The organism is Streptomyces kurssanovii, assembly GCF_040677245.1.
GTDB classification, from domain to species: Bacteria; Actinomycetota; Actinomycetes; order Streptomycetales; family Streptomycetaceae; genus Streptomyces; species Streptomyces kurssanovii.
This window is the reverse complement of the sequence record NZ_JBFAQK010000076.1, coordinates 1-19,688: the sequence shown is the minus strand read 5'-3', so window position 1 is coordinate 19,688 and position 19,688 is coordinate 1. Positions and strand designations below refer to the sequence as shown.

The window sequence follows — 19,688 nt, the reverse complement described above, 5'->3', positions numbered from 1 at the left end:
GGCTCGTCCGGCCCTGACCCGCCGGACAGCCCCCGAGGGGGCGGCGAGTTGCTGCACATCTTTCGGCCAGGTTCGAACAGAGTCAATAGCAAATGAACAAACGAGCAGAAACGATCGAACTCTCGATCTCTTGTGTCCGCTCGCTCAGCCCCCACTCGTCCTCCGTGGGCGCGGACCGGCTCAGCCCAGCTCGGGGGCCTCGCGCAGCTCCACGACCGGACGGCGGTCCTCGGGCAGAGGCCCGTCCAGCTCCAGGACGACGATCTCGTTGCGGCCCCGCCGCAGCAGCGGCCACGGCAGACAGAGCGTCCGCTGCGGGCCGCGCTCCCAGTAACGCCCCAGGCAGAAGCCGTTGACCCAGACGTAGCCCTTGCGCATGCCGGGCAGCGCCACATAGCCGTCGGCCGGCTCCGCGACGTCGAGGAACCCCCGGTGGAAGACCGGCCCGGGGCCGGAGCCCGCCGTTCCCCACGGCAGGCCGTCCGGCGTCCCGTGGCCGAGCTCCACGGCCCGCGCCGACCAACCGTGCAGCATCTGCTGGGTGTGCAGCACGCGGGCGAGCCCCTTGCGGTCGCCGAGAGCCGTCCCGTAGTTGACCCGGCCCATCGACTCGACGAGCAACTCCACCCGTGCGTGCGGCCCGCCCACGGCAACGCCGGGCAGGGACTCGGCGGCGTCCCTTTCCAGCACGCCGGCCGCCTCGCCGTCCACGAAGACGTGCGCCCGGTCGGCGAGCCCCTGCACCGAGAGCGGGTACGGGCCGCGCGGGCCCGGTATCCGGGTGCCGTACAGCACCAGACCGTGGCCGATGCCCAGCTCCTCGAACGACGGCGGCTCCGCGGCTCGCACCTCGGGCCCCGCCAGCAGGTCCAGCACGTCGAAGAGGCGCACCGACTCCTCGAGCGCCACCTCGCGGGCGGGCAGCAGCGGCGCCGGCGGCTCGGGCGCGGGCAGCGGTCCGTCCGCGTACCGCTCCAGCACCTTGCGGAACGCCCAGAACTTCTCGGTCGCCGCTCCCCGCTCGTCGACGGGTGCGTCGTAGTCGTACGAGGTCACGGTGGGCCGGTAGCCCGTGCCGGCGGCCGGGTCCTCGGTGTTGGCGCCGGCCCAGGTGGAGAAGTTGGTGCCGCCGTGCGCCATGTAGATGTTGACCGAGGCCCCGGCCGCCAGCAGTTCCTCCAGCACGCCCGCGGCGTCGGCCGGGTCGCGTACGACGTGGTCGGTGCCCCAGTGGTCGAACCAGCCGCACCAGAACTCCATGCACATGGCGGGATCGTCCGGGCGCAGCCGCGCCAGGTCCGCGAGGGCGTCCGTGGGGCGGCTGCCGAAGTTGACCGTGGCCAGGTGCCCGGGGAGGGTGCCCCCGGTCAGGAAGAAGTCGTCGGGGCCGTCGGAGGTGAACAGCGGCACGTCGATGCCGCGTGCCCGCAGTCCGGCCGCCAGGTGCTCCAGGTATCCCGTGTCCGTGCCGTAGGACCCGTACTCGTTCTCGACCTGCACCATGAGCACATTGCCGCCGCGGCTGACCTGGTGGGCCGCGATGACGGGGATCAGCCGGTCGAACCAGCGGTCCACATGCGCGAGATAGGCCGGGTCCTGGCAGCGCAGTGCCCGTACCTCCCGGTCGGCGAGCAGCCACCAGGGCAGTCCGCCGTTCTCCCATTCGGCACAGATGTACGGCGAGGGCCGGACGATCGCGTGCAGCCCGGCCTCGCGGGTCGCGTGGAGGAAGCGGTCGAGGTCGGCGATCCCGTCGAAGTCGTACACGCCGGGCCGCGGTTCGTGGAGATTCCACGGTACGTACGTCTCGACGGTGTCGAGGCCCATCGCGCGCAGCATGCGCAGCCTGTGGGGCCACTGTTCGGGCAGCACCCGGAAGTAGTGGAGCGCGCCGGACAGCAGGCGCATGGGTCGGCCGTCGAGGGAGAAACCCTCGGTGGAAACACGGAACATGAGGGTCTCTCCGTCAAGACGTGATGGTCGCCGGTCGATCAGACGCTGGAAGAGCGGACGTGCAGTTCGGGCAGGATCGCCAGCCGGTGCCTGGCCCTGTCGGGGTCGGCGAGCCGGCGGGCGAGCAGTTCGACGGCCGCCGCCCCGACGGCGTGCTTGGGCGGGGCGATCGCGGTGAGCGGGATGTCGGCGAGGGAGGCGACCTCGTCGTCGTAGGCCACGATCGCGACGTCACCGGGCACGTCGATACCGCGCGCCCGCAGGCGCTGGAGCACGACGATGGCGTCGTGGTCGTTGTGGATCAGCGCGGCGTCGAGCCGCCCGTCGGTGACCGCCGTGGTGAAGTCCGCCAGCAGCCTCTCCCGTTCGGCCGCCTCGCCGGCGGGCGGCGGCAGCCGGTACGGACCGGCGCCCGGTGCGTCGAGGCCGGCCGCCGCGAGACCGCGGCGGTAGCCCTCCAGCACCGGTTCGCCGTGCGGACTGTCGTCGCGGAGCATCAGGCCGATGCGCCGGCGCCCGGTGCCGGCCAGATGCTGTACGGCGAGCCGCGCGCCGTGGACGTGGTCGGTGACCACGCGTTCGGCGCCGGAGGCGTCGTCCCCGGGGCGGCGCTCCACCAGCACGTGCGGCACGGGCAGTTCGGCGAGCCAGGGCTGGGCGACGGCGAAGCTGCACGGGGTGATCAGCAGCCCGTCGATGCCGTCGGCGAGCATCAGGCGCGCCTGCGCCCGTTCCTCGTCGGAGCTGTACTGGGAGATGCCGAGGACAAGCCGTACGCCGTGTTCCGCGGCCGCTTCCCGGGCGCCCTTGATGACCTCGGGGTAGTAGTAGTCGGCGGCCGGCACGATCAGTCCGAAGACCGGCTCCTCGCCGCGGGGTCGGGGCCGGGACTCGCCCGCCGTACCTGTGCGGGTCTCCGGCAGGACGGCCCCGCCGTGGACCCGGGCGACCAGGCCGCGTTCGGCGAGGGCCTCCACGTCCCGGCGGACCGTGACGGGCGAGACCTGCAATTCCTCGGCGAACTCGGTGACGCGCAGCGAGCCGTGCTCGCGGAGCCTGCGGAGTATCGCCTGATGCCTCTCTTCGGCGTGCATCTGCTCCGGTTCCCCTTCCGTCGGGCTGAGCCGCAGTGTAGCCGCCCTCTGATCGACTGTGCACGTTTCTGCTCGATCAATCAATTCGAGCAGAGAATGCGCGATTCATTGACTCGTTGTTCGGGCCTGTGAGAGAAACCGCTCACCCGAGCGTGGGCCCCGAGGCCCACGACGTCCCCCGGCTCCGGAGGTTCCTCCGCCATGCCCTCCCACGTCCCCGCCGCCTTCCTGTCCCGCCGCGCCGTGCTGCGCGCCGCCTCGGTCGCCGCCCTGGCCGCCGCGACGGCCGGCCCGCTCGCCACCGCCGCGGCTCCGGCCGCGCACGCCGCCGACGCCTACGACGCACTCCGCCTCACCTGGCGCGACCTCGTCCTCGGCACCGGTTTCAGCCCCACGGCGGAACCGTACGCCTCCAAACTCACCGCCCTCGGCCGCACGGCCGCCGCCCTCCGCTCGACGATGGCCCCCGCGAACGGCTCGCTCTGGCCCGAACTGCCGTACGCCGACCCGGAGCCGGACACCGACGCCGAGTCGTACACCTACTCCGGCAACCTCGGCATCAGCTTCAACCGGCTGCGGACCCTCGCCGAGGCGCACAGCAGGCCCGGCACCGGCCTGACCGGCGACGCCGGCCTGCTCGCCGACATCCTCACCGGCCTCGACCACCTGCACGACGAGGCGTACCACGCAGGCGGCGTCCGCTACGGCAACTGGTACAACTGGCAGATCGGCATCCCGCAGGCGCTGCTCGACGTCGACGTCCTGCTGCACGACCACCTGGGTGCCGCCCGGCTCGCCGCACACTGCGCGGCCGTCGACCGATTCGTCCCCGACAGCGTCGTGGCGCAGTACACCGGCACCTCCACCGGGGCCAACCGCGTCGACCTGTGCCGCGTCCTCGCCCTGCGCGGGGTGATCGGCAAGAACTCCGCCAAGCTCGCCCTCGCACGCGACGCGCTCTCGCCGGTCTTCCCCTACGTCACCTCGGGCGACGGCCTCCACGCCGACGGCAGCTTCATCCAGCACACCTACGTCCCCTACGCGGGGTCGTACGGCGCCGTGATGCTCGGGGGACTCTCCCTCATGTTCGCCCTCCTCCAGGGCTCCGCCTGGGAGGTCACCGACGCCGGCCGGCAGATCGTCCTCGACTCGGTCGAGAAGGCGTACGCGCCCTTCCTCTTCAACGGGCTCGCCATGGACGGCGTCTCCGGGCGGGCCGTCAGCCGGGGCGTGCAGAAGGCGGACACCACCGGCCTCCACCAGGACGACCACCAGCGTGGCCACTCGATCATCGCGTGCATCGCGCTGCTCGCCCGCAGCGCCTCCGCCGCCGAGAAGGCCCGCTGGGACTCGATGGTGAAGGGCTGGATCGACCGCGACTACTACCGCCCGGTCCTGACGAGCCCGGCGCTCGGCGTGGCGCAGCTGTCCCGGCTGAAGGCGGTCGCCGACAGCCCGGCGGTGCCGGCCCCCGAGCCGGTCGGCCACCGTCTCTTCCCCGGCATGGACCGGGCGGTGCACCGCCGCCCCGGCTGGGCCGCCGCGCTCTCCATGGCCTCCGACCGGATCACGTACTACGAGAACGGCAACGGCGAGAACCTCCGTGCCTGGCACAGCGGTTCCGGGATGCTCTACTGGTGGGGCGACTCCTTCGCCAACGGCCAGTACTCGGACGACTTCTGGCCCACGGTCGACCCCTACCGGCTGCCGGGCACCACCGCCTCCCGCAAGCCGCTGACGGACGGTGAAGGAGGCACCTGGGGGGCGGCCCGCCCCGATGTCCGCTGGGTCGGCGGCGCGAGCGACGGAACGTACGCGGCGGTCGGCCAGTACCTCAAGGGGCTGTCCTCCACGCTCCTCGCCAAGAAGTCCTGGTTCTTCCTCGACGACGCGGTCGTCTGCCTCGGCGCGGGCATCCACGGCAGGGACGGCACGGGCGTCGAGTCCGTCGTCGAGAACCGCAACCTCGGCGCGGACGGCGTCCACGGCTTCACCGTCGACGGAACGCCCCGGCCCACCTCGCCCGGGTGGAGCGCCACCCTGACGGGGGCCCGCTGGGCCCACCTCGCGGGCCACGCCGGCTACGTCTTCCCGGGCGGCGCCACCGTGAAGGCGCTGCGCCAGGCCCGTACCGGCGCCTGGTCGGACATCAACAAGGGCGCTGTGACGGACCCGGTCACCCGCCGCTATCTGACGCTGTGGTTCGACCACGGCACCGACCCGACGTGGGCGACGTACGCGTACGTCCTGATGCCCGGTGCGAGCGAGGCGCGGACCGCCGCACGCGCCGCCGACACGGACTGGCTCACCGTCCTCGCGAACACCGCCGACCACCAAGGGGTGCACGTCCCCTCGGTGGGCTTCACCGGCGTGAACTTCTGGTTCGGCGGCACGGTCGGCGCGCTGACCGCGAGCGCGCCGGCCTCCGTGATGATCCGTGAGAGCGGGGCCGGTACCGCGACGGTCTGTGTCTCCGGGCCGCTGCGGGACGGCGCCACCATGGACCTGACCTGGGACCGCCGCGTCTCCTCCGTGATCTCCCAGGACAGCTCCGTGCGGGTGCTCGCCACCGGCCCGTCCCTGAAGCTGCGGATCACGCCCGGCACGCTCGGGTCCGTGCACAGGGCGGTGGTCCGGACGGCCTGAGCGGCCCGCCGCCGTGCGGACCTCCGGGGCCGGGGAATAAGCGGAGTGGCCCTCCTGTTTGCTGTCGAGGCTACGTACGACAGACGCAGGAGGGCCCAGCGGTGAACGCAGACGCAGTGGACGAGATCCGAGGCACGGCGGCCGGGACCGCCCCCGTACCCCTGTCCGTGCTCGATCTCGTCACCGTCGGCAGCGGGCGCACCGCCACCGACGCGCTGCGCACCAGCGTGGACCTGGCGCGGCTCGCGGAGAGCCGCGGCTACCACCGGCACTGGGTGGCGGAGCACCACTCCATGCCCGGTGTCGCGTCCTCGTCCCCGGCCGTGATCCTCGCCCACCTCGCCGCCCACACCGAGCGCATCCGGCTCGGCTCCGGCGGTGTGATGCTGCCCAACCACGCCCCGCTGGTGATCGCGGAGCAGTTCGGCACCCTTGAGGCGCTCGCCCCGGGCCGGATCGACCTCGGTCTCGGCCGGGCACCCGGCACCGACGGCGCGACGGCCGCGGCCCTGCGCCGCACCGACAGGCTGAACGAGGGCGCGGACGACTTCCCGCAGCAGCTCGTCGAGCTGACCCGCTTCCTGGACGACGACTTCCCCGACGGGCACCCGTACGCCCGCATCCACGCCGTCCCCGGTCCCGTGCAGGCGACCGCGCCCGGCGGTGTCCAGTCGCCGGCCCGCCCACCGCTGTGGCTGCTCGGTTCCTCCGGCTTCAGCGCACGGCTCGCCGGCGTGCTCGGGCTCCCGTTCGCCTTCGCGCACCACTTCTCGGCGCAGAACACCGTCCCGGCGCTGGACCTCTACCGCGAGTCCTTCCGCCCGTCCGCGGTGCTCGACGCCCCGTACGCCCTGATCGGCGTCTCCGCACTCGCCTCCGACGACGAGAAGGAGGCCCGCCGGCAGGTCCTCACCGGAGCGCTGTCCATGGTGCGGCTGCGCACGGGCCGGCCGGGGCTGATCCCGACGCCGGAGGAGGCGGAGGCGTACGACTTCGCCCCGATGGAGCGCGAGGTCGCGGAGAGCTGGCTGCGCAATGTGGTCCACGGGGCGCCGGACGCCGTCCGTGCCGGACTCGACGACCTCCAGAAGCGCACCGGCGCCGACGAGTTGATGATCACGGCCAACGCGCACGGCGGCGACGCCCGGCTGCGCAGCTACGAACTCATCGCCGACGCGTACGGACTTCCGGCCGCGCCGGTTCCTTCCTGAGCCGTTCGGCAGTGGCTCATTAACGGGGCCTTAAACCGCTCGTCACCCACGGTGGCGAGCGGTTTTTCGCAGCGGGTGCAGGCCTCTGACAGGTGCTTTCTGGCTCAAATTGGTCTAGTCCTCATTTGGTGCAGACCATTGACGCGGACTTCGGGCGGCGGCTATCACTGCTCCAACTCCTGTACCACGCACCCCCCTCGGAGGCCGCACGTGCACGTCCGCAGACCCTTGCTCGCAGCGCTCACCAGCGCGGCACTCGCCGCCGGAGCGCTGGCGGCCGTCGTCGGCCCCGGTTCCGCCCAGGCCGCCGACGTGGCCCCGGCGGCCGCGTCGACCGGTGGCGTCAAGATCGCCTACTACGACCAGTGGAGCGTGTACGGCAACGCCTTCTACCCCAAGCACCTCGACACCCGGGGCATCGCGGAGAAGCTCGACGTCATCAACTACTCGTTCGGCAACATCCATCCCACCGAACTGACCTGCTTCGAGGCCAACAAGGCCGCGGGCGACGACGCCAACCCCAACGCCGGTGACGGCGCGGGCGATTCGTACGCCGACTACCAGCGCTCCTTCTCGGCGGCCGACAGCGTGGACGGCGTGGCCGACACCTGGAACCAGCCGATCGTGGGTGTCTTCAACCAGTTCAAGGAGCTGAAGGCCAAGCATCCGCATCTGAAGATCAACATTTCGCTGGGCGGCTGGACCTACTCCAAGTACTTCCATGACGCGGCCAGGACGGACGCGAGCCGCAAGAAGTTCGTCGCCTCGTGCGTCAAGCAGTACATCGCCGGAGACCTGCCCGTCGAAGGCGGCTACGGCGGCCCCGGTACCGCCGCCGGCATCTTCGACGGCATCGACATCGACTGGGAGTACCCGGGCTCGCCCGACGGTCACCTCGGCAACCACTACGGCCCCGAGGACAAGCAGAACTTCACGCTGCTGCTGGCCGAGTTCCGCAAGCAGCTCGACGCGTACGGAGCCGCGCACGGCGGTAAGAAGTACCTGCTGACAGCCGCCCTCCCGGCCGGCCAGGACAAGATCAGGCACATCGAGACCGACAAGATCGGCGCGTACCTCGACTACGCGAACATCATGACGTACGACATGCACGGCGCCTGGGACGGCGACGGGCCCGCGTACCACCAGTCGCCGCTGTACTCCCCGGCGTCCGACCCGACCGACCCCGTCAAGCCGGGCACCCAGAAGTACTCGATCGACAACGCCATCGACGCGTGGATCGACGGCAACAGCGCCTACGGCATCGCCGGCGGATTCCCGGCCGGCAAGCTCACGCTCGGGTACGAGTTCTACTACCGCGGCTGGAAGGGCGTCCCGGCGGGCACCCGCAACGGCCTCGGCGGCAGCGCCACCGGTGCGTCGGCCGCCCGGCCCGTCAGCCAGCAGGCGGGCATCGCGCACTACAAGGAACTCGGCGGCATCGTCGACAACCCGGCGACCACCTTCTGGGACGACGAGGCGAAGGCCGCGTACTTCTACAAGGACGGCGAGTTCTTCACCGGCCTCGACCGGCGTGCCGTCCAGGCCCGGGCGGACTACGCGCACGAGCGTGGGCTGGCGGGGGCGATGATGTACTCGCTGCTCGGGCTGGACACCCAGGCGACCCTGTTCCACCAGATCGTGACCGCGGTCGGCTCGTCCCCGACGAACCCGGAGCCCACCCCGACGCCGACGGAGCCGACGCCCACCCCCACGCCGACGGAGCCGAGCCCCACCCCCACGGAGCCGCAGCCCGGTTGCACCGCCGCGGCCTGGACCTCCACCGCCGTCTACAACAACGGCAACGAGGCCTCGCACAAGGGCCGTCTCTGGAAGGCCAAGTGGTGGACGCAGGGCGAGGAGCCCGGCACCACGGGCGAGTGGGGAGTCTGGCAGGACCTCGGCGCCTGCTGAGCCGACCGTCTTCCCACCACATATGCGATCCCCCACGGCCCGGCGGCCGTGGGGGATCCCCGTGTCCGATTCGTGGCGTCCCCCGGCGGCCGTGAGCGGGGGGGGGCGCCGTCCCTCAGCCCGCCTGTCGGCCGGACGCCGTCCCTCGACCCGCCTTCCGGCCGGACGCCGTCCCTCGACCCGCCTTCCGGCCGGACGCCGTCCCTCGACCCGCCTTCCGGCCGGGCGCCGTCCCTAGCCCGGCGCCGTCGCCGGCTGAGGGCAGGGTCCCGCGCCCAGCATCTCCGCGATGCGGTCCGGGCCGACCGCGCGCGAGTAGAGCCAGCCCTGACCCGTGTCGCAGCCGATCCGGCGCAGGCGGGACGCCTGGCCGGAGGTCTCCACGCACTCCGCGGTGACGGTCAGGCCCAGCCGGTGCGCCAGTTCCACCAGGGCCTGGACGATCGTCTCGTCGGCCGGGTTGGCGTGGGCCTCGTCCTGGAAGCCGCGGACAAACGTTCCGTCGAGCTTCAGTACGGATACCGGCAGCCGGCTCAGGTACGCGAGGTTGGAGTAGCCGGTACCGAAGTCGTCGATGGCGATGTGCACGCCCATGTCGCTCAGCGCCTGGAGCGCCTGGAGCGGCCGGCCCGCCGAGCCCATCACCGCGGACTCGGTGAGCTCCAACTGCAGCAGATGCGCGGGAAGGCCCGTCTCCGCGAGGATCTCGGCGACGTCGGCGACCAGGTCGGAGTCCCAGACCTGTCGCACGGCCACGTTGACGCTGACGAACAGCGGCGGGACGTCCGGGTGGTCGAGCTGCCACTGCCTGGCCTGCCGGCACGCCGTGCGCAGCACCCACTGCCCGAGCTGCACGATCGAGCCGTCCTCCTCCGCGATCGCGACGAACCGATTCGGCGTGAGCGTGCCGAACCGCGGGTGGTTCCAGCGCACCAGCGCCTCCACGCCCCGCGTCACGCCGTCCGCCATGCCTACCAGCGGCTGGTACTCGAGGGTGAACTCCCCTCGTTCCACGGCCGGACGCAGCATCGAGGAGAGCGCCTGCCGGGTCATCCGGTGCGCGTTGCGCTCCGGGTCGAAGAGCGTCCAGCGGGACTTGCCGTCCTCCTTCGCCCAGTACAGCGTCGTGTCCGCGGCCTGCATCAGCCCCGTCGCGCTCGTCCCCGACACGGCCCGCTCCACCACACCGATCGACGCGGACACCGACAGCCGCTGGCCCGCCAGGTCGAACGGTTCCTGGAGCGCGGCCAGCACGGACCTGGCGAGGTCGGCGACCTGCTCCGTGCCGGTGGAGTCCTCGACGAGGATCGCGAACTCGTCACCGCCGAGCCTGGCGACCAGGTGGCCGCCGCCCCGCCCGGAGCCGCCCGCGTCGGCGCACTCGGCCAGCCGGGTGGCGACGGCGGCGAGCAGCCGGTCGCCGACGCGGTGCCCGAGGGTGTCGTTGACGGCCTTGAACCCGTCGAGGTCGAGGTAGCACAGGCCGATCCGGCCGGTGGAGCCCTGGTCGTAGGGGGAGGACTCCAGCGCGGCGGTCAGCCGCTCGAAGAACAGCGCCCGGTTGGGCAACCGGGTCACCGGGTCGTGCATCTGGAGATGCCGCAGCCTGGCGCGCAGTTCGCGCCGGTCGCTGATGTCCGCGACGGACAGCAGCACGGTGCCGCTGTCGGGGACGGGGGAGACGGTCACCTCTGCCCACAGCGCACGCCCGTCCGGGTGCTTGAGACGGCGGGTGCAGCGGAAACGCGAGCGACGGCCGCGCAGCACCTCGCGGTACGCGTGCCAGGTGCGGGCGTCGGAGGCGAGGTCGATGAGGTCGGCCGCGTACCGGTCGCGCAGCTCCACGGGACGGGTGCCCAGCAGGGCGGCGAGCGCCTCGTTGGCGCTGATCACCAGGCCCTGGTGGTCGACGACGGCCATGGCCAGTTGTGCCGCGTTGAAGGCGGCCCGGTAGTCGCGCAGTTCGGACGACGTCCGGCCGAAGTTGTGACGCTCCGTGACCGAGGGTCGGATGCTTCCGGGGACTGCGACGCCCGCGGGCCCTTGTCCTTCGGAGGTTCCGCTCACCGCTCACTCCCGCAGTGCAGTTGTGTCGTACAGGGTCGTACAAATGTGGTCGGGGGACGGCCCGCCAAGGCAGTCGGCGAAGAAATCCAGCAAGAACTCGGGGAAAGTGTGCCGATCATAGAGGCAGCGGAGGCGGCCCTTCCAGCGTGACCATCATGCGACAGGGCCTCCAGAGGGAACGGCCGATCGTTTCTGCACGGGTCCGGACCGGGCTCTGGCGACCCCTGACCGAATGTGACTTTCCGTGAGCCATCGGAGTGTCGCCGGGTCTCGGAGCGGCATCGGCCCGGTGTCAGGTCGGTCACCCGAGTGGTGCACCGGAACAGGGCGAACCATCAGAAAACATCACAAGGTGGGTGACGCAACCTGCATTCCGCAGCCGGAGGTCCACGTGGAGGGTCAGCAGTCGCCCGAGGGAACACCCGGGAGAGTGGAAAGGGTGCGGCTGCGGAGTGCCGCCGCCGCGCTCACTTCCCTCATGGCGTTCGCGGCCACCTCCCTCGTGGCCGGCCCGGCCGTCGCCGACAGCGTGGGCGGCCCCTGCGCGCTGCCCCGGACCACGGCCCACCACTCGCTGGGCCTCGACACCTGGAACGCCGCCTACACCAGACCGGCCACCGGCCTCGACGCGGTGATGATCTTCCTCTCGTTCCCGGACTCCGAGCCGCTGAACGCCCCCCACGAACTCGCCGCCGACCACTTCCCCGCCACCAGCGACTTCTTCCGGCGTGCCTCGTACGGGAAGTTCTCGCTGCGCGCCGATCCGCTGACCGAGTGGCTGCCGATGCCCAAGCCCTCCGTCGCCTACGGGATACAGCGCGACTGGGACCCGGAGAAGCGCGCCGCCTATCTGCGCGACGCGATCGACGTGGCGGACCGCGAGGTCGACTTCTCCGCGTACGACATCGTCTACCTGGTCGCCGACCCCGACGCGCCCGGCGTCGACTCCGACGCCACCAAGGTCGTCAACTTCGACCGGCCGCTGAGCGCCGACGGCACCGACATCCGGCGGGTGGTCACCGTCTTCGAGCGCCACCCGCCCGACCGGAACGTGCTCGCCCACGAGACCGGCCACGTCTTCGACCTGCCCGACCTCTACCACCGGCCCGTCGACGGCAACGGCGACTGGGACACCCACGTCGGGGACTGGGACGTCATGGGCAGCCAGTTCGGGCTCGCCCCCGACCTGTTCGGCTGGCACAAGTGGAAGCTGGGCTGGCTGAGCCGGCAGGAGGTGCGGTGCGTCTCCGCGGAGCGCGGCGGCGACATGGTGACCCTCGAACCCGTGGCGGCCGCGCCCGTGGGCGGCGGGAGCATCGGCACCCGGCTGGCGGTCGTCCGCACCGGACCCGACAGCGCGCTCGCCATCGAGGCCCGCGGTGCCACCGGCAACGACACCTACACCTGCACGGAGGGCGTCCTTCTCTACCGGGTGCGGGCCGAGACGGCGTCCGGCGCCGGGCCCGTCGAGGTCGTCGACACCCATCCGGACACGGACGCCTGCTGGGAGGAGTCGGTCTACCCGCCGCTCGCGGACGCGCCACTGGGGGTCGGTGAGACCTTCACCATGCCGGGGCCGCCGGGTGGGCGGGCGCGGGTGGAGGTCGCGGAAAGGACGCAGACGGGGGCGTGGACGGTGAAGATCACCACTGCCTAGCGCCGGCCTGTTCCGGGCACGAAAAAGGTCCCCCGCTCTCGCGAGGGACCTTCTTCCGTCTGTGCGCCGCCAGGGACTCGAACCCCGGACCCGCTGATTAAGAGTCAGCTGCTCTAACCAACTGAGCTAGCGGCGCCTGCTGACGTCGTAGACCTTAGCATCCTGATCGGCGGGAGGAAAAATCGATACCCGCACCCCCGCGGCGGCCTTCGCGCGGACCGCCCGCACGCACGCCCACAGCAGGACCTCCGGGCCCGGGAGCCAGGGCCGGCGGGTGTCCGGGGCGACCACCCAGCGCGGTTCGGAGGCGGTGTTCGCGGGGATCAGCGGCGGGACCGTGACGGCGTCGCCCGTGCCGTGGCACAGCAGCGGCGGGACGGAGTCGCCCCACTCCTCCCAGTCGAGCAGCGACGGCAGCCGCTGGGCGGTGCCGGGCGCGGCGAACAGCATCATCCTGCCCCGGTGCACAGCGACGGGCCCCGACCCGGGGCCCTCCGTCCACAGCCGGTCCAGCATCCGCCGGCCGAAGATCGAGGGCACGGTCACCACGTCGAACACCGAGCCGCAGGGCAGAACGGCGGGGGCGGTCGGCCGCGCCTCCCACTGGGCGAGGGCCGACCGCGGGTACGTCTCCGCCGAGGCGAGCCAGCCGGCACCGGGGGGCGTCACGCGGGCCGCCGCGCGGTCCTCTTCGTCGGCGGCCACGTGCGTCAGCAGGGATGGGTCTCGAAGCCATGCGGTCATGCTTCATGCTTACCCGGGGTGACACTGCAATTTCACCGGGTTGGCAGAAACAAGGACAGGACGGGGCGGAGAGGAGTATCTTGCGCCGTCGGCATATGCGAGGTGATGTTGACGGGCGCCTCGCCCCCACTCCCCGTAGCGGCGGATTCGCCCCGTGGCTCCGCGAAGAGGGCTACGTGACTGCGCCGCGCAGGAGTTCGTCGCCGAAGTCGATCATCTTGCGGGCATAGTCCTCGGTCCAGCCCGCCCGCTCCGCGATGTCCGCGGGCGTCAGACGGTCGAAGCGGCGGGGATCGGCCAGCTGGGCCGCCGCGACGGCCTGGAACTCGACCGCCCGGTCCGTCGCCGCCCGGAAGGCGAGCGCCAGCTCCGTCGCCCGGGCCAGCAGCTCGCGAGGGTCCTCCATGGACTCCAGGTCGAAGAAGTGCTCAGGGTCGGCGGCAGCCTCCGACGGCTCGAAGAGCAGCGGGCCCGGCCGCATCCTGCGCTCGGTCGTCCGCTCCGGTTCCGCCATGTCCGTACTCCTCCTCGTCACGGCCCGTGCCCCGGGACCGCCATCCATTGTCCCGCGCCGCGCAAGAGGGCCTCAGGCCAATCACGGCCGCCAATGCACCCGGTGTCCGGCCAGGTGTGCCAGCACCGCGTGATTCGCCTCCCAGCCGTCCGGGAACTTCACGGTCACGCCCAGCTGGACCGGTTCCGTGGACGGGTGCTCGTCGAGCAGCTCGCCCACACCGGCGCGGCACACCACGATGCAGGCGTGCCGGTGCCGGGAGGCGAGGACGCACAGCCGGCCGGTCTCCAGGTGGAACGCGGTCGCGTCAGGCCGGCCGGACAGGGGGTGGAGCACGACGGTCACGTCGTACTCACGGCCCTGGAGGCGGTTCGCGGTGTCGACCGTGACGCCGGTGACGCCCAGGTCCGCCAGCGCGGCGCGCACCGCCGCGGCCTGGTCGCGGTGGGCCGTGCCGACGGCGATCCGGTCCGCGGTGAGCGGCACCGGCTCCTCGGACCGCTCGGAGACCGCGGCGCCGCCGCGGTCGAGCAGCCGGCGGACCACCAGCGCCACGGCCCGTACCGCCTCCGGGTCGGTGCGCGGCGTGTGACGCGCGGGAAGCTCCAGCAGACCCCAGCCGGAGGCCGCCGCCTCGTCGAGAACCCGGTCGGGTCCCGACCCGTCGGACGGCACACCGAACGAGAGCCGCCGGTCCCCGTAGTCCGTGCCGCTGCGGAACGGTGTGTACGGGTAGAACGCGTCGGACACCAGCGGCGCCGCGGAGGCCGGCAGCCGCCACGAGACGGGCAGCCGGTGCTGCGGCAGCTCCGGGTTGTGCGCGAGGAGCGTCGACACCGCGCTCGCGGACGGATCGTAGGAGAGCCCCGCCCACTGCTCGGCACCGACGACGGAGAACGGGTCGAGCTGGCCCGGGTCGCCGACGAAGAGCGCACGCTCGAACAGCCCGGCGACGGCGAGCAGCGCGTCGGAGCGCATCTGGTACGCCTCGTCCACGATGGCGTGCCCCCACGGCTCGACGCCCTGCACATGCGCCCACTTGGCCGCCGTGGAGATGACCACGTCCAGACCGGCCAGGTCGCCCGCCTTCGCCGACTTGCGGACGTTGTCCAGCTCGTCGAGGGCCTTGTCGTACGGGTCGGAGTCGTTCGAGTGCAGACGGCCGACGGGGAGCCCAGGCTCCTTCTCCGCGAGCCGCAGCACCAGGTCGTCCACCTGCGCGTTGGTCTGCGCGACGACCATCAAGGGCCGGCCCGCCGCCGCCAGTTCGAGTGCCGCCCGCACCACCAGGGTGGACTTGCCGGCGCCGGGCGGGGAGTCGACGACGACGCCCCTGGCAGAGCCGTGGAGGGTGTCGGCGAGGATGCCGGCGGTGGCACGCGCGGCCTCCGCGGCGGGATCGAACGGCGCCGTGGAATCCGGCACCGTGGAATCCGGCACCGTGGCCGAAGGGAACGGCGCGGCGGGAGGGGGTGTCACAGGAGGTCCTCCGGGGTGACGAGGTCCGGGATCTCGGCCGTGTCGGTGCGCGGCGGCCCGCCGTGCGTCCACGGCGTCTCCTCCGGATCCGGCAGCTTCGGCCCGCCCCGCTGGTCGTGCTCGAACAGGGTCCAGGCGATACGGTCCCCCTTGGCCGGCACCGACCCCTCCGCGGGGTCCTTGGCACGGCCCATCCTGTCCATGACGCGCAGCACCAGCGCGCCCTCGCCCTCGTACCGCACGAACTCGGCCGTCTGCGGTCTTCCTTCCAGCGAGCGGAACACCTTCACCCGCTCGCCGAGATGGGGGCGGTCGTCCGTGCGGACGGTCACCAGCGGACGGGGGCTCGGCCGCTTCGAATCGGACCAGGCCATCTCCACGTCGATCACCTCCGACAGGAACGCCTCGCCCACCAGCCGGTGGCCCGCCATCACCAGCGGGTCGTCCAGTGCCTCCTGGGCCTCCAGTTGTGCCTGGGCCGTCTCCCGCGCGGCCAGCTTGTGCGCGGCGGTCACCGCGTCGTCGCGCCGCGGCTGGGGCGGCTCACCTGCCCGGACCCGGTCGCGGTGGGCGGTGAACGACCAGCGGTCGCGGGTCCAGCGGTCTTCGACGCGGGAGCCCTCCGGGAGCGCGCGCATCAGCTCGACCGTGCGCCACACGGCGGACCAGGTCGGCCGCATCTGGTCCGCGACCAGCCGCCGGATCTCCCGCTCGGCACGGTGCAGCTCACCCAGCCGCTCGTCGGCGCTGCCGCCGTCCTCGGCCGTCGCCAGCAGCTGCCGGGCCCGGTCGTAGCGCTCCATCGCGGGCGCCAGCCGCCGGTTGTCGAAGACCGGGTCGGTAGCCGGCCCCGCCGGCGGGCAGAGCAGCATGCCCTCCCGGTCCCGGCCCAGCTCGGCCCGCAGCGCGGCCTCGGCTCCGGACCCGCCGTCCGGCCCGTCGTCCGCCTCGATCCAGGCGAGCAGCGCGCCCAGGTGCTGGTCCTCGAGCGAGGACTGGCCGGTCGCCCAGTGACGGTTCAGCAGATCCGTCGCGGCGAGCAGCAGCGAGGAACCCGGGACCCGGGCCCGCTCCCCGTAGTGGGTGAGCCAGCGGCCCAGCAACGGCACACGGGGCGGGGCCGGGTAGGGCGTGTCCGGATCCTGCTCGGCCGTGCGACGGAACCGCATCGAGCGCCCCAGCAGCCGCACGAACTCCACGCCCGCCCGGCTCGGCACGATCAACTGCGGCGCGTCCGCGCACAGTTCGACCTCCACAGTGACCCTCTTGCCGGTCTCGGCGTCGGTCTCCTTGCGCTCGACGTGCTCCACCTCGTCGCCGAAGCCGTCCAGATACGGCAGGACCACGTCGGCCAGCTCCGCCAGGAACGCGGAACGCAGGTCGCGGTCGCGCGGCTGGGCCACGACCAGCAGCCGCGGCTCCGCCGGGTCCGTCCCCACCAGCGCTCCGAGCGGCGCCCCGGCCTCGCCCGCGGTCGTCAGCGGCACGAACACCAACGGGCGCTCGGACACCCGCCGGTGGCGGACCGTCGCCAGCGGCTGGGCCCGGCCCCTCTCGACCGCCTCGAGCCGGGCGAGGGTGGCGATCAGCGACATGCGCCGGCCTCCTGCCCCGCCGCCGCGCCCTGCTGCGCCAGGTCCGCTTCCGCCAGCGCCTCGGCCCGCAGCGACGCCGCCCGCCGGAGCGCCGCCACCGCCGGGTCGGCCGGGTCCCCCGCCTCGCCGCGCGCCGCCGCCAGCACCTCGCCGATCGTCGTCAGTCCGCCGAGCTCACCGCGGACGGACCGGCCCAGCGTCTCCACCGCTCCGGCCTGCCTGGCCCGGTCCCGGCAGTGGAAGGCCAGCTCGCAGGCCGCGAGGCACTCGGGCGCGTACGCGTGCGGGACGGACTCGACCGCCGCCGTCAGCTCGTCCGCCGAACAGCCCTCGAGGTCGAACGTGACGCCCTCGGGAAGCCCGGCCGCGATGTCCTCGACGCGGGTCAGTCGCGCCAGCTGACGGCGGGTCACCGAGAGCTGTTTGCGCACGTCCACGACGGACGCGGTCGGCAGGTTGGAGAAGTCCTTGGGACAGACCAGCAGGATGCTGTGGGCGACCCGCGCGCCGTCCGTGACGGCGGCGACCCGCTCCAGCGCCAGGACGTACACCGCCGCCTGGCGGGCGGCCGCCCCCACCTTCGACGCGTCGGCCGACGCGTCGACCATCGGGAACGACTTGATCTCCACGACCGTCCACCGGCCGTCGGGATGCACGACCACCGCGTCCGGCTCCAGATAGGCGGGTGAGCCCGCCACGTCCAGGGCGAGCAGCGGGTGGTCGAGCAGCGTCCACGCCCCGGCGGCCGTCGCCTCGCGCAGCGCCAGCGCCGTACGCGCGGCACGCCCCTCGGGGCCGGCCGCCGACAGGTCCGGCACCAGGGCGCCCGCCGGGTCGTCGAGGCCCAGGAGGCGCAACAGCTCCTTGCCGCCGTCGGCCTTCACCTTCGCCTCGAAGGCGTTCCCGCGCATGAAGGCGAACTGCGACTGCCCGAACGTCCCCGGAGCACCCAGCGCGGAGGCGAGCGCCGCCTTGTCCACCCCGGCGCCGTCCAGCAGCGCCCGGCGCCGGCACCCGGGGTTGGCGGCGAGGGCCGCGAGGGCGCGGGCGTCCAGCGGGTGGGGCTGCGCGGCAGGGCCCCGCAGCTCAGCGAGCCGTTGCCGGAGTGCTGTCGTCGGCGCCTGCGGAGGGGGTCCGCTGCCCAGGGATTCGCTCACCCGCGGAAGTCTCGCATCCGCCACCGACAACGGGGGAGACGGAGACCGCCGCGGTGGGGCGCGATCCGCCGGCGAACCGTTCGCGCGTGCGGTCCGCGAGACGCATGGCGGGCCTGGTCAGCAGCGCGCCGGCGCACATGACGGCGGCGCCGGCGACCGCGTCGAGGAAGTAGTGGTTGGCCGTACCCATCACCACGACCGTGGTGAGCAGCGGGTAGGCGACGGCCAGCGCCCGCACGAGCGGCGTACGGCCGTGCCGCCAGAGCATCACACCGACCCACAGCGCCCAGCCGACGTGCAGGCTCGGCATCGCCGCGTACTGATTCGTCATGCCGCCGAGTCCCCGCGGGGCGCTCGCCTCGGTGCCCCACCAGCCGTACGAGCTGTACTGCGCCATCGTGTCCACGAACCCGTGGCCGGCGTCCAGCAGCCGTGGAGGGCAGGTCGGCATCAGCGTGAAACCCGCCAGCCCGAGGAGCGTCGAGAGCATCAGCCAGGTGCGGGCCGCGCGGTAGCGGAGCGGGCGGCGGCGGAAGAGCCACACGAGGACGGCGGGGGTGGCCAGGTAATGGAGCGAGGCGTAAGCGAAATCGGCCGGTATGCCGAGCGCGGGCGTCTCCGTGAAGAGACGGTTCAGCGGATGCTCGGCGTTGAGCAGGAGTGCCTTCTCGGCCCGGAGTATCGCGAGTCCGTTGCCGACGGCCGTGGAGACGTCGCCGCGGGCGAGGAGCCGGCCGGCCGAGTACGCCGTGTAGACGACGGCGATCAGCAGCAGCTCGGTCCACCAGCGAGGCCGGTGGCGAGGCGCGGTCCGCGGCATCCGTCGGTCTCCGTCTCCGGTAGGGATCACTCGTCCGGGGAGGGGGACGCCGAGATCGTCGCGGAGGTTGCCTGAAGTTCAGGTGCGGGATGATGGAGCGACATTCGATCGTGAACTTCAGGAGAGCTCCCCATGGCACCGCGGATCCTGCTCGCCCGGCACGGCCAGACCGAATGGTCGCTGCTCGGAAGGCACACCGGCAGGACGGACATCCCCCTGCTCGAGGAGGGCCGGCGCGGCGCGAAGCTGCTGGGCGAGCGGCTCCAGCGGGCACCGTGGTCGGGGCTGGAAGGGGTCGAGATCCGCACCAGCCCGCTGATCAGGGCGAGCGAGACATGCGCGCTGGCGGGCTTCGCGGAGCGGGCGCAGACCTGGGACCCGCTGATGGAATGGGACTACGGCGCGTACGAGGGCCTGACGCCGGCGGAGATCCAGGAGCTGCAGCCCGGCTGGCTCCTGTGGAGCGACGGCGCGCCCGACGGCGAGACCCTCGCGGACGTGTCCGCCCGCGCGGACGAGGTCGTCGAATGGGCCCGCTCGGCCGACCGCGACGTGCTGGTCTTCGCCCATGGGCACATCCTGCGCTCCATCGGGGCGCGGTGGCTGGGCGAGCACATCTCCTTCGGGGCGCGCATCCGGCTGGACCCGACGAGCCTGTCGGTGCTGGGGTGGGCGTACGGGGAGCCGGCGATCGAGCGGTGGAACGACACGGGGCACCAGGAGGGGTGACGGTGGCGTGACCGCTGCGGGTGGGTGTCGCCTGCGGCGGGCTTGTTCCCCACCCCGCCCCTTCCCGAACCGGGGGCTCCGCCCCCGGACCCCCGCGCCTCAATCGCCGGC

At 72.7% G+C, this 19,688-nt stretch carries 14 protein-coding genes and 1 tRNA gene; 5 read left to right on the top strand and 10 right to left on the bottom strand.

Going from position 1 to position 19,688, the window contains the following annotated elements:
* Positions 1-180 precede the first annotated feature (180 nt).
* Both AB0K36_RS31805 and AB0K36_RS31800 read right to left on the bottom strand, forming a co-directional pair.
* Positions 181-1,953, bottom strand: a complete 1,773-nt coding sequence (locus AB0K36_RS31805; RefSeq protein ID WP_364600839.1) for a glycoside hydrolase family 35 protein — start codon at positions 1,951-1,953, stop codon at positions 181-183.
* A 38-nt stretch (positions 1,954-1,991) separates the two neighbouring features.
* Complete coding sequence (locus AB0K36_RS31800; RefSeq protein ID WP_364600837.1) at positions 1,992-3,047, bottom strand: substrate-binding domain-containing protein; 1,056 nt, start codon at positions 3,045-3,047, stop codon at positions 1,992-1,994.
* 201 nt (positions 3,048-3,248) lie between these two features.
* Here AB0K36_RS31800 and AB0K36_RS31795 point away from each other — a divergent pair, with 201 nt between their 5' ends.
* The 3 genes from AB0K36_RS31795 (at position 3,249) to AB0K36_RS31785 (ending at position 8,815) form a co-directional block, all read left to right on the top strand.
* Positions 3,249-5,693, top strand: a complete 2,445-nt coding sequence (locus tag AB0K36_RS31795) for a polysaccharide lyase 8 family protein (RefSeq protein ID WP_364600835.1) — start codon at positions 3,249-3,251, stop codon at positions 5,691-5,693.
* 101 nt (positions 5,694-5,794) lie between these two features.
* Positions 5,795-6,904: an LLM class flavin-dependent oxidoreductase gene (locus tag AB0K36_RS31790; protein WP_364600833.1), complete on the top strand. Its 1,110-nt coding sequence runs from the start codon at positions 5,795-5,797 to the stop codon at positions 6,902-6,904.
* Between the two features lie 210 nt (positions 6,905-7,114).
* A complete protein-coding gene (locus AB0K36_RS31785) occupies positions 7,115-8,815 on the top strand; it encodes a glycosyl hydrolase family 18 protein (RefSeq protein WP_364600831.1) in 1,701 nt (566 codons plus the stop codon).
* A gap of 234 nt (positions 8,816-9,049) precedes the next feature.
* On the opposite strand, the gene AB0K36_RS31780 is transcribed toward AB0K36_RS31785, so the two are convergent.
* Positions 9,050-10,828, bottom strand: a complete 1,779-nt coding sequence (locus AB0K36_RS31780; protein ID WP_435877979.1) for a putative bifunctional diguanylate cyclase/phosphodiesterase — start codon at positions 10,826-10,828, stop codon at positions 9,050-9,052.
* Positions 10,829-11,360: 532 nt separating this feature from the next.
* Between AB0K36_RS31780 and AB0K36_RS31775 the strand changes: the two genes are divergently transcribed.
* Complete coding sequence (locus AB0K36_RS31775; protein ID WP_364600863.1) at positions 11,361-12,539, top strand: M6 family metalloprotease domain-containing protein; 1,179 nt, start codon at positions 11,361-11,363, stop codon at positions 12,537-12,539.
* Positions 12,540-12,601: 62 nt separating this feature from the next.
* Here the strand turns inward: AB0K36_RS31775 and AB0K36_RS31770 are convergent.
* The 7 genes from AB0K36_RS31770 to AB0K36_RS31740 all read right to left on the bottom strand — a co-directional run bounded on the left by AB0K36_RS31770 (position 12,602) and on the right by AB0K36_RS31740 (position 18,848).
* A tRNA-Lys gene (locus AB0K36_RS31770) sits at positions 12,602-12,675 on the bottom strand.
* The gene (locus AB0K36_RS31765) at positions 12,666-13,283 is read right to left on the bottom strand and encodes a bifunctional DNA primase/polymerase (protein WP_364600828.1); all 618 of its coding nucleotides are present in this window, start codon (positions 13,281-13,283) and stop codon (positions 12,666-12,668) included. Before AB0K36_RS31765 ends, AB0K36_RS31770 begins: the two co-directional genes overlap by 10 nt.
* Before the next feature lie 172 nt (positions 13,284-13,455).
* Positions 13,456-13,797, bottom strand: a complete 342-nt coding sequence (locus tag AB0K36_RS31760) for a DUF8844 domain-containing protein (RefSeq protein WP_159691756.1) — start codon at positions 13,795-13,797, stop codon at positions 13,456-13,458.
* Positions 13,798-13,878: 81 nt separating this feature from the next.
* Positions 13,879-15,222, bottom strand: coding sequence for an AAA domain-containing protein (locus AB0K36_RS31755; protein ID WP_364600826.1), 1,344 nt, complete (start codon positions 15,220-15,222; stop codon positions 13,879-13,881).
* 50 nt (positions 15,223-15,272) lie between these two features.
* On the bottom strand, positions 15,273-16,871 hold the full coding sequence (locus tag AB0K36_RS31750; protein WP_364600824.1) for a hypothetical protein: 1,599 nt from the start codon (positions 16,869-16,871) through the stop codon (positions 15,273-15,275).
* Positions 16,862-18,028 carry a hypothetical protein gene (locus AB0K36_RS31745; RefSeq protein WP_364600823.1) on the bottom strand — a complete coding sequence of 389 codons (1,167 nt, stop codon included), beginning with the start codon at positions 18,026-18,028 and terminating at the stop codon, positions 16,862-16,864. Before AB0K36_RS31745 ends, AB0K36_RS31750 begins: the two co-directional genes overlap by 10 nt.
* On the bottom strand, positions 17,958-18,848 hold the full coding sequence (locus AB0K36_RS31740; RefSeq protein ID WP_364600821.1) for a phosphatase PAP2 family protein: 891 nt from the start codon (positions 18,846-18,848) through the stop codon (positions 17,958-17,960). The genes AB0K36_RS31745 and AB0K36_RS31740 overlap by 71 nt, the downstream gene beginning before the upstream one ends.
* Positions 18,849-18,980: 132 nt before the next feature.
* Here AB0K36_RS31740 and AB0K36_RS31735 point away from each other — a divergent pair, with 132 nt between their 5' ends.
* Entirely contained in the window at positions 18,981-19,577 is a 597-nt protein-coding gene (locus tag AB0K36_RS31735) for a histidine phosphatase family protein (protein ID WP_364600819.1), read from the top strand.
* Positions 19,578-19,688 lie beyond the last annotated feature (111 nt).